Origin of the sequence: Alkalihalobacterium alkalinitrilicum, from assembly GCF_002019605.1 — a bacterium.
GTDB classification, from domain to species: domain Bacteria; phylum Bacillota; class Bacilli; order Bacillales; family Bacillaceae_F; genus Alkalihalobacterium; species Alkalihalobacterium alkalinitrilicum.
In genome coordinates, this window is record NZ_KV917368.1 from 4,479,606 (window position 1) to 4,494,362 (window position 14,757).

The following is a 14,757-nucleotide window of genomic DNA, read 5'->3' on the forward strand; positions in this document are numbered from 1 at the left end:
ATGGAACCTCCTACGCCATTCCTAATTCGATAAACCAATAGCTAAATACAACCGTAGATAGAAGGGCACTACTGAAGCCCAGAATAGCACCAACGATGACATCTGAAGGATAGTGAAGCCCGAGAAAAATTCTAGATACCCCTACTAACAAAGCGATAGGTAACAATAGAAAAGAAAGCCAGGGGTTGAAAAGAATAAACGGTGTGGCAACTGAGAAAATTGCTGTTGTATGGCCCGAAGGAAAGGAATGATCTTTAAATCGGTTATCAACAACGTAAGTGTTTGGCAACACAAGATAAGGTCGTTTTCGACGATATCCTTTCTTAAAAATGACAACGAGAATGTGACTGAACGTTAAAGCTAAGGCAGCTGCTAAAGCTAATCCTTTCATTGGACCAGACAGGAGCAAACAAAGAAGAATTGTTATACCGACTGTAAAAGTGGCTCCGCCTAAGTGAGTAAGGTACGACATGACTAAAAATGAAATTTTGGACTGGCTTTTCTCGTTAATCAAATAAAACAAGCTACAATCAGTCTGATAAAACCATTGTTTTGATCTTTCCATACGAAAACCTCTTTTCAAGGAAGTTGCCAATGGCACTTTTGAGAGTTGTTAACCAAATTGTAACCATGTAGTGTTATATAAATATGAAGGAATTTTTAAGTTTTTTTAAGTTTTGTAAATGGAGCTAAAAGATTTTCTACAAAATTTTCATGTTTTATTTCAGGGGTTTTAGATATGGTGGTTTCGCCCTCGCATTATCAGGGGATTTCCTAATAGGTCTATCTGCTAATTAATGTTATTTTTGTTTGGGGGGAATTATCATGAAAAAAGTAAAAGTAATATTAATATCGGCTGTACTTATCGGTAGCTTAGCAGCATGTGGAACAAATAAATGATGGTACAGGAGAAGAAGAACCAATCGATACGCCTGATAATGGTGAAGTAGTCGAAACACCAGCTGTGAATTCAGAGGTTCCTGATGATGATGAAGAAATGGTCTTCATACCAGAAATGAAGGAATTAGAATGTGAAGTTGAAGGAGAAATGGAAAAGGGAGTCGCTCATCTAACAGTTAGTGATTTAAATTATTCTCATTTACAATGTTTGTACCTGGAAAGGAAGCAGCTGAAGGAGCAGAACCAAGATTTTGGGCGATGCTGAATACGCTTGCTGCTGGAGAATAATAAAATAGTAGCTTTAATATCAGAAAAATAAATATAAGAGTGACCCGCATGGGATCATGCGGGTCTTACTCAATAATGATGGCTATTAAATCCTTTAAGCTCTTAGCTAATAAAATATATACGACTCATACAGTTATGTGGTTTGGCTAAAGCATCTCACGTTATTTGGATTGTAAACTTTTATAGTATTGTCCTTTTTCCACGTATTCTCTGCGAATTCGTGCCATATCTTTACGGTCTTCTTCTGTTAATTCACGAACAACTTTTGCAGGGCGCCCAAAAGCAAGACTGTTTGGTGGAATAACTTTTCCTTGTGGGACAAGACTACCTGCACCAATAAAAGCTCCTTCACCAACTTCTGCACCATCAAGCACGATGGACCCCATTCCAATAAGGGCGTTTTTACGAAGAATACAACTATGTAATATTACTTGGTGACCTACTGTGACGTCATCTTCAAGGATAAGTGGATTATTTGGACTTTGGTGAAGGACGGAATTATCTTGGACATTCACACGATCTCCTATAATAGTAGGGGCTACATCTCCACGTATAACGGTGTTAAACCAAATGCTTGTCTTTTCTCCAATTTGTACATCTCCTGTAATTGTAACAAAATCTGCAATAAATGCTGACTCTGCTATATCAGGTGTTTTGTTATTATAAGGATAAATCAAAAGTGAACAGCTCCTTTCAAGGTGAAAAAACGGATAAATCAATTTAGATGACAATGTCTTTAGATTCTGACATAAATATAAGAAGCAACATCATTGCCTAATTTACTACGTTTAGTTTAGCAAATATTAGGGGAAAAAAATAGATAGAAAGGGGATTATTATGTGGAAATGGGAATGTAGCCAACAGCCAAAGGGCGTTATTGTTATCATTCACGGAGCTGGAGAACATCACGGAAGATATGGTTGGTTAAGAAAACAGTGGCAACAAGCTGGATTTCATATTGTCATGGGTGATTTACCTGGTCAAGGTAAAACAAGAGGAAAGCGTGGACATATTGATTCATTTAATCAATATATTGAAACAGTCTATGAGTGGTATAAAGAAGCTGCATTGTATGGTTTACCTGTTTATTTAATAGGGCATAGTATGGGTGGACTCATTTCCATTCGTACGTTAATGGAGAAAAGGATGGAAATACATGGAGTCATTTTATCATCACCTTTATTGAAATTAGCAGAAGAACCACCTAAATATAAGACGATGGCATCGAAAGCATTACACAGACTATTACCTAGCGTCACCGCTCCATCTGGTTTAAAAACCCATCTTGTTACCAGAAATGAAGAAATAAGAGAAGCTTATTTAATAGATGAACTCCGAGTAACGAAAGTATCGTTACGGTGGTATCAAGAAATCTTGAAGGCAATGACCCTGGCTAAAAGAAACGTGAGTGATTTTCCAAATGTTCCACTTCTTCTACTTCAAGCAGGTGATGACCGCATCGTGAATAGTGAAGCGGCTAAGTTTTGGTTTGATCAGTTACAAACGAGTGAAAAATGGTTCAAGGAGTGGGATGGACTCTTCCATGAACTCTTTAATGAACCTGAACGAGACGATGTATTTCGTTATGCCAAAACATTTGTCGAACTTCATCTAACATAAGGTGAAGTTTTTTATTTTAGGAAATTTTAAACTATTAAAGAATAAAGAATAACTATTCATTTTCGGCGATAAATGGTGTGCTTTTTGATTCGTATGATGAACTTTAACAAGCAAGTTTGGATAAAAATTTAGTTTGTGATAAGGTACTACTATTGAATAATAGAAGGGTGAGGTGGTTTACTTTTGAAAGTACCTAGTCAACCTTGGACGTTAATGTATAGTATTTATCGGAAGGTAATTCCGACGGTTCACCAATTTTTAGATTTTTGGCAAATGAAAGCTGAGGCAATCCCTGACCCTGAATTAAGAAAACAAGCGTTAATGAGTATAAAGACGAAGACATTTCACTGTGAAGGTGGAGGAATTTATGGACTACTAGCAGGAAATGAAGCGGCTAACATTATAAAATTTATCGTTGCATACCAAACAATTAGCGATTATTTAGATAATTTGTGTGATCGCAGTACTTCTCTAGATCCAGAAGATTTTCGGGCGCTACATGAGGCGATGCTTCATGCATTAACCCCGGGAGCTGAACCAGTAAACTATTATCGCTTTCGAGACGAGCAGGATGATGGGGGATATTTAAATAGTTTAGTCAACACATGTCAAGCTGTATTAACTACTTTGCCGTCCTTTCAAAAGGTACAACTTTCCATGCGTGAACTATGTCAGTTTTATTGTGATCTCCAAGTGTTTAAACACGTAAAAGAAGAAGACCGAGTACGCTTACTTGAAGAATGGTTTGAGAATCATCGGGAAAATCTACCTGAAATGACTTGGTATGAGTTTTCAGCTTGTGCAGGGTCGACTTTAGGTATTTTTTGTTTAGCTGCCTATGCAACCGATGAAACTTTAACGGAAGTAACCGTCAAACGTGTAAAAAATGGATATTTTCCATACGTGCAAGGCTTACATATATTACTAGACTACTTTATCGACCAGGAAGAAGATCGAGTTGGAGGAGATTTGAACTTTTGTTTTTATTATCAAAGTGAAGAAGAGATGATAGATCGTTTTCGGCATTTTGTAAAAAAAGCCGAACATAGTATTGATCAACTTCCGAATCGAAATTTTCATTATTTAATTAATAAAGGTTTAGTAGCGATTTATTTAGCAGATGAGAAAGTCCAAGGGCAAAAGAAAGTCAAAGAAACAGCAAAAAAGTTTATTCGCTTCGGTGGATTATCAACGTTTTTCTTTTACATTAATAGCTGGGTCTATCGACGAAAGTAGAGCTGAGCACGACCTACTATTAAAAAGAATGCTTCGAAAAGAACACCTCATCTTCGTGTTGGAGTAAACGAGAAAAGGAGAGTAAAGGATTATCCCTTACTCTCCCTTTTTAATTCTGAAAAAATTAGAGGATAAGATACCTATTACGCCAACAATTAATAATGTATTCGGTAATGGTCCTTCGATTGCTCCAATTAAGAAAAACATGCCTACTAAAAAAATCAAAAACCCACTAAATCCTATAATTTTCCCAGTTATCGTACGGTTTTTAAACATGTATAGTAGATTCATAGCCGTTCACGACAATATCTAACTTTCCTGTTTCGGGACAGATAACTAATCCGTGTACGGGTGTATTAGGTGGTAAAAGAGGATGCTTTTTTACCATTTGAACACCATGCATGACACTTTCTTCTACTTTCGAAAAACCGTTGAGCCAATCATTGATATTGACTCCTGCAAAAGAGACAGTTTCTACTTTTTCCATTGAAACCCCACGGTCTTCAGCTTTGGATAAAATGCTAGACGATTTTAGGCCAGCCATTCCACAGCCGTGGTGACCAACGATACACACTTCTTGAGCTTGCAGTTCGTACAAAGCGACAATGATACTTCTCATAATACTACCAAACGGGTGACTAATGACAGCACCTGCATTTTTAATGATTTTTGCGTCACCGTTTTTTAAATTCATCGCACGAGGAAGTAGTTCAGTCAAGCGAGTATCCATACAAGATAAAATGACTAACTTTTTATTTGGGAATTTCGTCGTCTGATATTCTTCGTACTTTTTTTCTTTTACAAACGTGTCGTTGTAATTAAGAATTGTCTGTAATATTGTCATAGTTTCTCCCCCCACCAATTGATTTAGATGGTCTTTAATTAGCGTATGTTATTTTTCTATGTTTACTATAGTTTTAAGGAACCTATGTCATCTTGTCAAGAAAATTAACTTCAGAATAGTTAAAATTATCTTTTTTCTATGGCCACAATAAAAGGGGGATTATTTTTTTGATTAATAAATTCGTATTTAAGCACATGGGTTTTCTCTTGATTCAACTGTTCAGCATATCTTACAACAGCTTCTTTTTCGAACTTCCCTTGATCATGTCCGTGATAGATCACAAGAACAATAATACCTCCTACGTCCAACATTTCGATAAGTTGTTCAATTGCGGATAATGTTGAATGAGGTGTTGTTACAATTTCTTTATCGCCACCAGGTAAATAGCCTAAATTAAAAATGGCTCCTTTAATCATTCCTTGATGGTGTGCAGGGATGCATTTTGTTAATTGATCGTGACTTTTATGGAACAACGTTACTCGATTGAGTAGCTCTTGTTCACGAATTCTCTTGGTTGTTTTTTCGATGGCTGTTTTTTGGATGTCAAAAGAGTAGACGTGGCCATTTTCACCCACTCGATTAGCTAAAAAGGATGTATCATGTCCGTTTCCTGCTGTGCAATCAATCGCAATATCCCCGCTGTTGATAGCTTTTTCTAATAGAATACGAGTATAAGGAAGAATACCATCTAGTTTCATTCCATTCCAACTTCCTTTCGGTAAAACTTTCCTTGCCATGTGTCGCGACGGTTAAGTTCTGCTTCGATGGCATTGAGCACATCCCATTTTTTTAAGCTCCACATGGGACCGATGACCATATCTGCTGGTCCGTCGCCTGTTAAACGATGAATGACCACATGAGGAGGAAGCATCTCAAGTTGATCCACAACAAGGTTTACGTATTCATTAAAGTCCATAAATTGAACAAGTCCTTTTTCATACTGTTTCACCATCGGAGTTTTCTTCATGAGGTGAAGAAGGTGGATTTTAATTCCTTGGATGTCTAACTTCGTTACTTCTTCGACCGTTTGTTTCATCATTTCAGTTGTCTCTAATGGGAGTCCGTTAATTATGTGCGAACAGACTCGGATTCCGTGTTTTCTTAGCTTATTTACCCCATCCACATAACATTGATAGTCATGAGCGCGATTGATGAGAAGGGCGGTTCGTTCATGTACGGTTTGTAAACCAAGCTCAACCCACAGATACGTACGCTCGTTTAATTCAGCTAAGTATTCCACTACGTCATCAGGTAAGCAATCAGGACGTGTTGCGATTGAAAGCCCGACAACCCCTTCTTGTTTTAAGATCACTTCATACATTTCACGAAGCTCATTCACGGGTGCGTACGTATTACTATACGCTTGAAAATACCCAATATATTTACCACTCTTCCACTTTCGATGCATCCGATCTTTGATCGTATGAAACTGTGTGACTAAATCGTCTTTCCGGTCTCCCGCAAAATCACCAGATCCGCGCTCACTACAAAATGTGCAGCCACCACTTGCGACTTGGCCATCACGGTTGGGGCAGTCAAAGCCAGCATCAAGGGGAACTTTAAATACTTTCTCACCGAACTGTTGTCTTAAATGAAAATTCCAAGAATGATATCGCTTATCTCCATAGCGTAATGGAACAGTTTCAGGTTGTTTTATTTCCATATATTAATCACCTTTATTGGTTGTAAGTTTACCTATTAATACTATCATAAACGGAAAAGAAACTCGAACGCTTCAAGATGGTAATGAAAAAGCATTGCTAATTCTAGTGTCTTCTTTTACTATTTTTTTAGAGAGACGAAATAAGAGGAGAATTATGTATGCCTAAAGCAATTTGGTTGCTTGTTATTGGTATGGTTATCAATGTAACAGGTGCATCATTCATCTGGCCTTTAAATACGATTTATTTACATCAAGAGTTAGGTCAATCTTTATCGGTTGCAGGCATCGTTCTAATGATGAATGCTGGGGCAGGAGTGATTGGAAATCTAATTGGAGGAGCCTTATTTGACCGAATTGGTGGTTATAAAACGATCATATACGGGATTGCGATTACAATCATCAGTGCATTTGTGCTTGCTTATAATCATACATTTCTGTGGTATGTCGCCCTTCTAGTTGGCATTGGGTTTGGGGCAGGGATGACGTTTCCTGCTCTTTATGCGATGGCAGGTACTGCATGGCCAGAAGGTGGTAGAAAAGCGTTTAACGCGATGTATGTTGCACAAAATGTAGGAGTCGCTTTAGGGACAGCGCTTGCTGGAGTAGTTGCTTCTATTAAAATGGACTATATTTTTATTTCAAATGGAATCGTTTATTGTTTATTCCTTTTGCTGGCAGTCATTGGATTTCGAAAAATCGAAGCGGAAAAATCAATATCACAAGCTACTTCAAATGTATTTGAACAAAAAAGGCATTTTTCGCTTAGTCGACCATTTATCGCATTACTTATTGTTCTTATAGGATATTTTATTTGTTGGGTCGCATATGTTCAATGGCAGTCGAATATTTCTGTGTATACGCAACAGTTAGGAATTTCACTAACTCAATATAGTGTGCTGTGGACGATTAATGGCGCGATGATTGTGTTGTGTCAGCCGATAATTGCTTTTATTGTTCGTAAATGGGTGCATACGTTAAAGTCGCAAATCTATACGGGATTAGTTATATTTATATTTTCGTTCTTTGTGCTGTCGCAGGCACAAGTTTTTTCGATGTTCATTGCTGCAATGGTCATTTTAACGATTGGTGAAATGTTTATCTGGCCAGCGATCCCTACAATTGCACATAAGCTCGCTCCTGAAGGGAAGGCTGGATTTTATCAAGGGGTTGTGAATAGCGTTGCTACGGGTGGAAGAATGGTTGGTCCTTTTATTGGCGGACTAATTGCTGAAGCTTTTGGCATGGTTACGTTATTCTATGCAATTATGATCCTTTTCTTTGTGGCCTTCGTTTCGACAGCTTTGTATGACCGTGTGTTGAAACAACCAAAATCAGTTCAAGAACATGCAACCAACCAAACGTTTCAACCTTAAGTTGAAAAAAATAGTATTTTTTTAGTGGAAATTGGTAATAATGGTCTTGACAGAAAATCGACAAGTTCATACAATAGCAAATATAACTTTAATCATTTTTCTCACAATTTTACACATGCTAATAACGATGAAGAGGAATAGTAGTGAAGTATCTCGTAATTAGAGAATTGACGGTTGGTGAAAGTCAATCGATGATACCCACGAACTCGCCTTAAAGTTGCAGAAGTGAACGATTAGTAGCTGCTGCCGTATACCGCGTTAAGGTTACTAAAGTGAGTATAAATCTGTTGTTTATGCTAATTTGGGTGGTACCGCGGGAATTTTTACAATTGTGAACAACCTCTCGTCCCTAACGATAACGCTAGGGGTGGGAGGTTTTTTTATTGAGTCATATGGTAGTTTACAGCTGATGTTTAACTTTTTTCAGCTCTCCAGTTGCCTTTGTCTATCAAAACACTCAAGAATATGTTGATGCTGATGGCGTCATAGACTGGAGGATCAGTGGATTTAGCGAAACTGGTCTATAAAATAAATTGAACTAAACCATTACATATTAATAAACCATCAATAGGAGGAAAAAGAATGTCTTTTCAACATCAAGCAATCGAGAAGAAGTGGCAACAATATTGGGAAGAGAATAAAACATTTAAAACGGTAGATGAGTTAGAAAAAAAGAAATTTTATGCTTTAGATATGTTTCCTTACCCTTCAGGAGCAGGTCTGCACGTTGGGCATCCTGAAGGATATACGGCAACGGATATTTTATCAAGGATGAAACGGATGCAAGGCTACAATGTTCTTCATCCAATGGGTTGGGATGCTTTTGGTCTTCCAGCTGAACAATATGCATTAGATACGGGAAAACACCCGAGAGATTTCACACAACAAAATATTGATAACTTCCGTAGACAAATTAAAGCGCTTGGTTTTTCATATGATTGGGATCGTGAAGTTGATACGACGGATCCTGATTATTATAAGTGGACACAGTGGATTTTCATCCAATTATATAATAAAGGTTTAGCTTATGTTGATGAAGTTGCAGTAAACTGGTGTCCTGCATTAGGCACTGTATTAGCAAATGAAGAAGTGATCGATGGAAAAAGTGAACGTGGTGGGCATCCTGTAGAACGACGTCCAATGAAGCAATGGGTATTAAGAATTACAAAATATGCGGACCGCTTATTGGAGGACTTAGAGGAGCTTGACTGGCCTGAAAGTATTAAAGATATGCAGCGTAATTGGATCGGCAAATCAGAAGGTGCAGAAGTCAGCTTCATGATTGATGGTTTTGATGAGGCGATTACGGTGTTTACGACTCGCCCTGATACGTTATTTGGGGCAACGTATATGGTGTTAGCTCCAGAACATAAACTCATTGATCAAATCACAACAGATGAACAAAAAGAAGCGATTGAAACGTATAAGAAAAAAGTTGCAACGAAAAGTGATCTCGAGCGTACTGAGTTATCGAAAGAAAAAACAGGGGTATTTACTGGGGCGTATGCCATCAACCCAGTGAATGGCGAGAAGATTCCGATTTGGATTGCTGATTATGTACTAGTAAGTTATGGTACAGGGGCGATCATGGCTGTTCCTGCGCATGACGAAAGAGACTATGAGTTTGCTAAAGAGTTTAATCTTGAAATTAAAGAAGTAGTTGCTGGTGGAAACATTGAGGAAGAGGCCTACACAGGTGACGGTCATCATGTGAACTCAGGTTTTCTCGATGGTTTAAATAAAGAAGATGCGATTGCGAAAATGCTTGAGTGGCTTGAAGTCGAAAGTAAAGGTACGAAAAAAATTACGTATCGTCTTCGTGATTGGTTGTTTAGTCGCCAACGCTATTGGGGTGAACCTATTCCAATTATTCATTGGGAAGATGGAACGATGACGCCTGTAGCTGAACAAGAGTTGCCGTTAATTCTTCCTGAAATGGATGAAATTAAACCGTCTGGAACAGGAGAATCACCTCTTGCTAACGCAACAGACTGGTTAGAAGTCGTTTGTCCAGATACTGGGAAAAAAGGACGACGCGAAACGAATACAATGCCGCAATGGGCGGGTAGCTGCTGGTACTACTTACGTTATATTGATCCGAAAAATAGTGAAAAGCTTGCTGACCCAGAAAAGATTAAACATTGGCTGCCAGTTGATATTTACATCGGCGGAGCAGAGCATGCAGTCCTTCACTTGTTATATGCACGATTCTGGCATAAAGTTTTATACGATATCGGTGTCGTTCCAACGAAAGAACCGTTCCAAAAGCTATTTAACCAAGGGATGATTCTTGGTGAAAATAATGAAAAAATGAGTAAATCGAAAGGGAATGTCGTGAACCCAGACGATATTATTGACAGTCATGGCGCTGATACTCTTCGTTTGTATGAGATGTTTATGGGACCACTTGATGCTTCAATTGCATGGTCAGAGAATGGTTTGGATGGGGCGCGTCGCTTCTTAGATCGTATTTATCGTTTGTTCATTGATGAAGCAAGCGGTGAACTAAACTCAATGATTACGGATGAAGCGGGTTCTGAAGGATTAACGCGTACGTACCATCAAACCGTGAAAAAAGTAAGCGAAGATTTTGAAGGGTTACGCTTTAATGTCGGAATTTCTCAGTTAATGGTCTTCATTAATGAAGCATATAAGCAAGAACAACTTCCTAAGTCTTTAATGGAAGGCTTCGTGAAATTAATTGCTCCTGTAGCTCCTCATTTAGCTGAAGAACTATGGCATAAACTTGGGCATCAGGAAACACTTGCGTATGAGGCTTGGCCTACATACGACGAAAAATATTTAGTTGAAGATGAGATTGAAATCGTTGTTCAAGTAAATGGAAAAGTTAAAGCGAAGTTAGTCATTCCAAAAGAGGCAAGTAAAGAGCAAATGGAAGAACTAGCGCAATCAGATGAAAAAGTAAAAGAAGCGACAAATGGGAAAACCATTAGAAAAGTAATTGCTGTTCCTGGAAAGCTTGTTAATATCGTTGCAAATTAAAATGGTATAGCTACGTAATGAGTGAGACGTTATTGTTCAATAATGTCTCACTCATTTTCATTTTATTATACTAACATTCATCAACAAGTTTAAACTTGTTGATGAATGTTAGTAATGTGTATAAGTCTGTGGATAATAAGGTTATTTATCCACATATATAGAAAAAAGGAAAAAAAGTCTAGTAATAATACTTATTTTTTGTTCACACTTTGTGAGTTTAATTATCCACAACATGTGAATAACTTTAGTTCTAGTGCTTAATGTGAAAGAATTCATTATTCAAATAAAATAGTGTGACATTAAAGTTAACAAGATAGAGAATGGTGTACTAGCGTGAATTTTCAAGTTAAATTAGATAGAAAAATAAAAATATTTTGTCTAATTGTGTCGTTTTTGTTGACATTTTGTAAGAGTTTTCATAAAATTCATATTAACCGACCGAGCAATCGGTCTTCTGAAATGTACTGAAGGGGAGGGCGATTAATATGATGAATGTACCGCTAACAATAAGTTCAATGCTAGAGAGAGCGGAGAAAGTTTTTCCTAAGAAGGGTGTAGTATCAAGGACGTTATCAAAAATTCATCGATTAAGTTATAAAGAAATTGGTGAACGAACTCGGAGGCTGGCAAGTTCACTTGAAAGATTAGGGGTTAAAGAGGGTGATAAAGTTGCGACGTTTGCTTGGAATCAACATCGCCACCTTGAAACCTATTTTGCAGTTCCGAGTATAGGTGCAGTTCTGCATATGGTGAATATTCGGCTATCTGAAGAACATATCTCATATATTATTAATCATGCAAACGATCGAATTTTAATTATTGATGAGGATTTATTGCCGATTATAGAAAGTGTTAAGGATGAGTTAAAGACAGTTGAAGCCTTTGTGTTAATGACGGATAAAGAAGAGCTTCCAGAAACGACTTTAGAACCTCTCTATTCGTATGAAGAACTTATCGCGCAAGGTGACAAGGATTTTCAATTTAGAAAAGATATTGACGAAAATGCTCCAGCAGGTATGTGCTATACTTCCGCAACAACAGGAAATCCAAAAGGAGTCATTTATAGTCACCGGTCATTAACTTTACATAGTATGATGCTTGGCAATGCAGACACAATGGCAATATCTGAAAATGATGTTTGTATGCCGATCGTTCCAATGTTCCATGTTAACGCATGGGGATTACCGTATGCGGCTACATGGTTTGGAACACAGCAAGTGTTACCAGGGCCGAATTTTACCCCTGAAGTTATCACAGATCTTATTGAGAAAGAACGGGTTACAATTACAGCAGGTGTACCAACAATTTGGCTTGGTGTTCTAAATATACTAGAAAAAGAGAAACGTGATATGAGTAGCTTAAGAGCTGTTGTTTGTGGGGGATCTGCGGCACCGATGTCGATGATACAAAAGTATGAAGAAGAGTATGGTATACCGTTTATTCATGCATATGGTATGACAGAAACAACGCCAATCGTAGCGATCTCTCGTTTGAAAAGTTATCAACAAACACTTAGCAACGATGAAAAACTTGAAATACGCTCTAAACAAGGGTTATTTGTCCCAGGAGTCGATATGAAAGTTGTGAATGAAAATGGACCAGTCAAGTGGAATGGACAAGACATGGGAGAACTTCTATTAAGAGGGAATTGGATCGCGGATAGCTATTATAAAGATGAAAGAAGTATAGATACATTTAAAGATGGCTGGCTTCATACTGGCGATATTGCAACCATTGATGAAGAAGGAACTCTCAAACTTGTTGATCGCACAAAAGACCTAATTAAGAGCGGTGGAGAATGGATTTCATCGGTCGACTTAGAAAATGCATTAATGGCACACGAAGGAGTATTTGAAGCGGCAGTTGTAGCTGTACCAAGTGAGAAGTGGGTGGAGCGACCTGTAGCATGTGTCGTATTAAAGCCAGAGTTCGAAGGCAAAGTAACAGAAGAAGATATCATTCAATTTTTAACACCTAAATTTGCAAAATGGTGGCTTCCTGATAAAGTTCTATTTATTGATGAAATTCCGAAAACTACTGTAGGGAAGTTCTTAAAACGCGAGTTGCGTAGTCAACTTCAAGATAGAATGATTGTCTCTTAATCAATCAAGTTAGTAAAGAGTTTAAAAGAGAACTTTTTTAAGAATTCTAGATTAGAAGTATTTATTGCAAAATTACACACGTCAGTCAACAAAAGTTTATGGGAATTTACTTCCCCTCATTCTTATTTGAAATCGTTTACTGAAAATTTTACCCTACATCAACTGGCAGTAATCGCCTCACTTCAAGACTTCGAGGAATCAAAGAAGGGTAAGTGGGGGACGAAGGAACACAGACGTTGCCACGTCCTGTGGTAACGTCTGTGTGAACTACATCGTGTAGGCCTCAGTAACAACTAAATCAACAGAAGTTTTACTCTATGTCTTTATTAAATTGGAAGCGTTTTAATTACATAAAGGAGGTTTAACATGGCGAAAAAACGCGAATACGGTGGTATACAACCAGGGGTAAAATGGGGTCCGTTTACTTTGAGGTTACCTGGTGTACATGTGCCAGTAACATGGCCTGAAGTTATTCAGGGTGGTTTATTATCTTTAGCGACAGGGGGAGCACTTGTCCCTCTAATGATGCAATATTTTGATATTCCTTTTGAAGTAGCATGGTCGATTGTAGCGATCCAACTTTTCTGGGTATGGACGCAATCCTTCTTATTCGGTGATGCATATGCTGCGGGTTGGATTACCCCAGCCTTACCGTTAATCTTAGTGTTCTTAGGAGGATTTACCCCTGGGGCTGAAGCAGCGCAGGCGATGATAGCAGTCACCTTAGTTGTCGTCACTTTATTCTTGTTCTTTGGTCTAACTGGTTTGGGAGAGAGGTTTAACAGGAGCATACCTACGACACTAAAGGCAGGTATCATCATGGGGGCTGCAATAGCAGCATTTCAGTCCGAGTTGAATCGTGTTCAAACTTTACCAGTAACTTTAATTACATCGTGGATTGTTGTTTTAATAATAATGTTCTCTATTCCGTTTAATAAGCTACCCAACACAAAAATGAAAGTAATCATTTCGGCAAATGCAATATTGATGGGATTTATTGCTGCGAGTATCGCAGGTATCATTTCTGGAGAGTTAACATTCAATATCGAATGGGGCATTTTTGTTCCGCAATTTGGTGAGTTATTAGCAGCAACGTCACCTTGGGGGGTAGGATTACCTTCGTGGTCGATGATTGTGGCAGCAATTCCGATTGCGATTATGGTTTATATTCTCGTCTTCGGTGATCTCCTTGTAGCAGATACATTATTAAAAGATGCTTCAAAATCTAGGCCTGATGAGAAGATCGATGTTAACCACACACGTACACACTATGCGCTAGTTATCCGTAACCTTGGACAATTATTTACAGGTGGTGCAATGATCCCATTACATGGGCCAATGTGGACTGGTATCCAAGTTTATATTCTTGAACGTTATAAAAAGAGTAAAAAAGCATTAGACACGATTTATTCAGGACCAGTAAACTGGTATTGGTTGTCATTACCATTAGCTTTCTTTACACCAATTATTGGTATCATGATCCCACTACTACCAGTAGCATTATCTCTTACTCTACTTTTAACAGGTTTTGCTTGTGCTTACGTTGCGATGTCAATGGTTAGTAACAACGTTTCAAGAGGTTTAGTACTAGCGGTTGGACTTTTAACTGCTGTTCAAGGTCCAGCATGGGGTATAGGAGCTGGTATTATCTTATACTTCATATTAATTGGTAGAGAGCCAAAACAAACAGAAACAGAAGAAACTGAAGAAAAATCAGCATAAAAAATC

The 14,757-nt window shown here is 38.0% G+C and carries 13 protein-coding genes and 1 other annotated feature; of the genes, 7 read left to right on the forward strand and 6 right to left on the reverse strand.

All coding sequences use genetic code 11. The features are described from left to right. Positions 1–10: 10 nt before the first annotated feature. Positions 11–565 carry a phosphatase PAP2 family protein gene (locus BK574_RS21735; RefSeq protein ID WP_078430073.1) on the reverse strand — a complete coding sequence of 185 codons (555 nt, stop codon included), beginning with the start codon at positions 563–565 and terminating at the stop codon, positions 11–13. 318 nt (positions 566–883) lie between these two features. Here BK574_RS21735 and BK574_RS21740 point away from each other — a divergent pair, with 318 nt between their 5' ends. After that, positions 884–1,165, forward strand: a complete 282-nt coding sequence (locus BK574_RS21740) for a hypothetical protein (protein ID WP_075388366.1) — start codon at positions 884–886, stop codon at positions 1,163–1,165. 184 nt (positions 1,166–1,349) lie between these two features. Here the strand turns inward: BK574_RS21740 and BK574_RS21745 are convergent, their stop codons facing one another. After that, positions 1,350–1,865 carry a gamma carbonic anhydrase gene (locus BK574_RS21745; RefSeq protein WP_075388367.1) on the reverse strand — a complete coding sequence of 172 codons (516 nt, stop codon included), beginning with the start codon at positions 1,863–1,865 and terminating at the stop codon, positions 1,350–1,352. A gap of 160 nt (positions 1,866–2,025) precedes the next feature. On the opposite strand from BK574_RS21745, the gene BK574_RS21750 reads away from it, so the two are divergent. After that, positions 2,026–2,808 carry an alpha/beta hydrolase gene (locus tag BK574_RS21750; RefSeq protein ID WP_078430074.1) on the forward strand — a complete coding sequence of 261 codons (783 nt, stop codon included), beginning with the start codon at positions 2,026–2,028 and terminating at the stop codon, positions 2,806–2,808. Positions 2,809–2,991: 183 nt separating this feature from the next. Further along, the gene (locus tag BK574_RS21755; RefSeq protein ID WP_075388369.1) at positions 2,992–4,044 is read left to right on the forward strand and encodes a tetraprenyl-beta-curcumene synthase family protein; all 1,053 of its coding nucleotides are present in this window, start codon (positions 2,992–2,994) and stop codon (positions 4,042–4,044) included. Between the two features lie 96 nt (positions 4,045–4,140). Here the strand turns inward: BK574_RS21755 and BK574_RS27700 are convergent, their stop codons facing one another. The 4 genes from BK574_RS27700 to mnmL all read right to left on the reverse strand — a co-directional run bounded on the left by BK574_RS27700 (position 4,141) and on the right by mnmL (position 6,551). Further along, on the reverse strand, positions 4,141–4,320 hold the full coding sequence (locus tag BK574_RS27700; protein WP_078430075.1) for a hypothetical protein: 180 nt from the start codon (positions 4,318–4,320) through the stop codon (positions 4,141–4,143). After that, positions 4,313–4,888, reverse strand: a complete 576-nt coding sequence (locus BK574_RS21765; protein WP_075388370.1) for a beta-class carbonic anhydrase — start codon at positions 4,886–4,888, stop codon at positions 4,313–4,315. Before BK574_RS21765 ends, BK574_RS27700 begins: the two co-directional genes overlap by 8 nt. A gap of 125 nt (positions 4,889–5,013) precedes the next feature. Further along, entirely contained in the window at positions 5,014–5,586 is a 573-nt protein-coding gene (gene mnmM, locus BK574_RS21770; RefSeq protein WP_078430076.1) for a tRNA 5-(aminomethyl)-2-thiouridylate-methyltransferase MnmM, read from the reverse strand. After that, on the reverse strand, positions 5,583–6,551 hold the full coding sequence (gene mnmL, locus BK574_RS21775; protein WP_078430077.1) for a tRNA modification radical SAM protein MnmL/YtqA: 969 nt from the start codon (positions 6,549–6,551) through the stop codon (positions 5,583–5,585). Before mnmL ends, mnmM begins: the two co-directional genes overlap by 4 nt. Before the next feature lie 158 nt (positions 6,552–6,709). On the opposite strand from mnmL, the gene BK574_RS21780 reads away from it, so the two are divergent. From BK574_RS21780 to BK574_RS21795, 4 genes are all read left to right on the forward strand, one after another. Then, complete coding sequence (locus BK574_RS21780) at positions 6,710–7,924, forward strand: MDR family MFS transporter (RefSeq protein ID WP_078430078.1); 1,215 nt, start codon at positions 6,710–6,712, stop codon at positions 7,922–7,924. A 118-nt stretch (positions 7,925–8,042) separates the two neighbouring features. Next, positions 8,043–8,278 (forward strand) — a binding site (T-box leader). Between the two features lie 228 nt (positions 8,279–8,506). Further along, entirely contained in the window at positions 8,507–10,927 is a 2,421-nt protein-coding gene (gene leuS, locus BK574_RS21785; RefSeq protein ID WP_078430079.1) for a leucine--tRNA ligase, read from the forward strand. 485 nt (positions 10,928–11,412) lie between these two features. Continuing rightward, on the forward strand, positions 11,413–13,029 hold the full coding sequence (locus tag BK574_RS21790) for a long-chain fatty acid--CoA ligase (protein WP_078430080.1): 1,617 nt from the start codon (positions 11,413–11,415) through the stop codon (positions 13,027–13,029). A gap of 366 nt (positions 13,030–13,395) precedes the next feature. Then, complete coding sequence (locus BK574_RS21795) at positions 13,396–14,751, forward strand: hypothetical protein (protein ID WP_078430081.1); 1,356 nt, start codon at positions 13,396–13,398, stop codon at positions 14,749–14,751. Positions 14,752–14,757 lie beyond the last annotated feature (6 nt).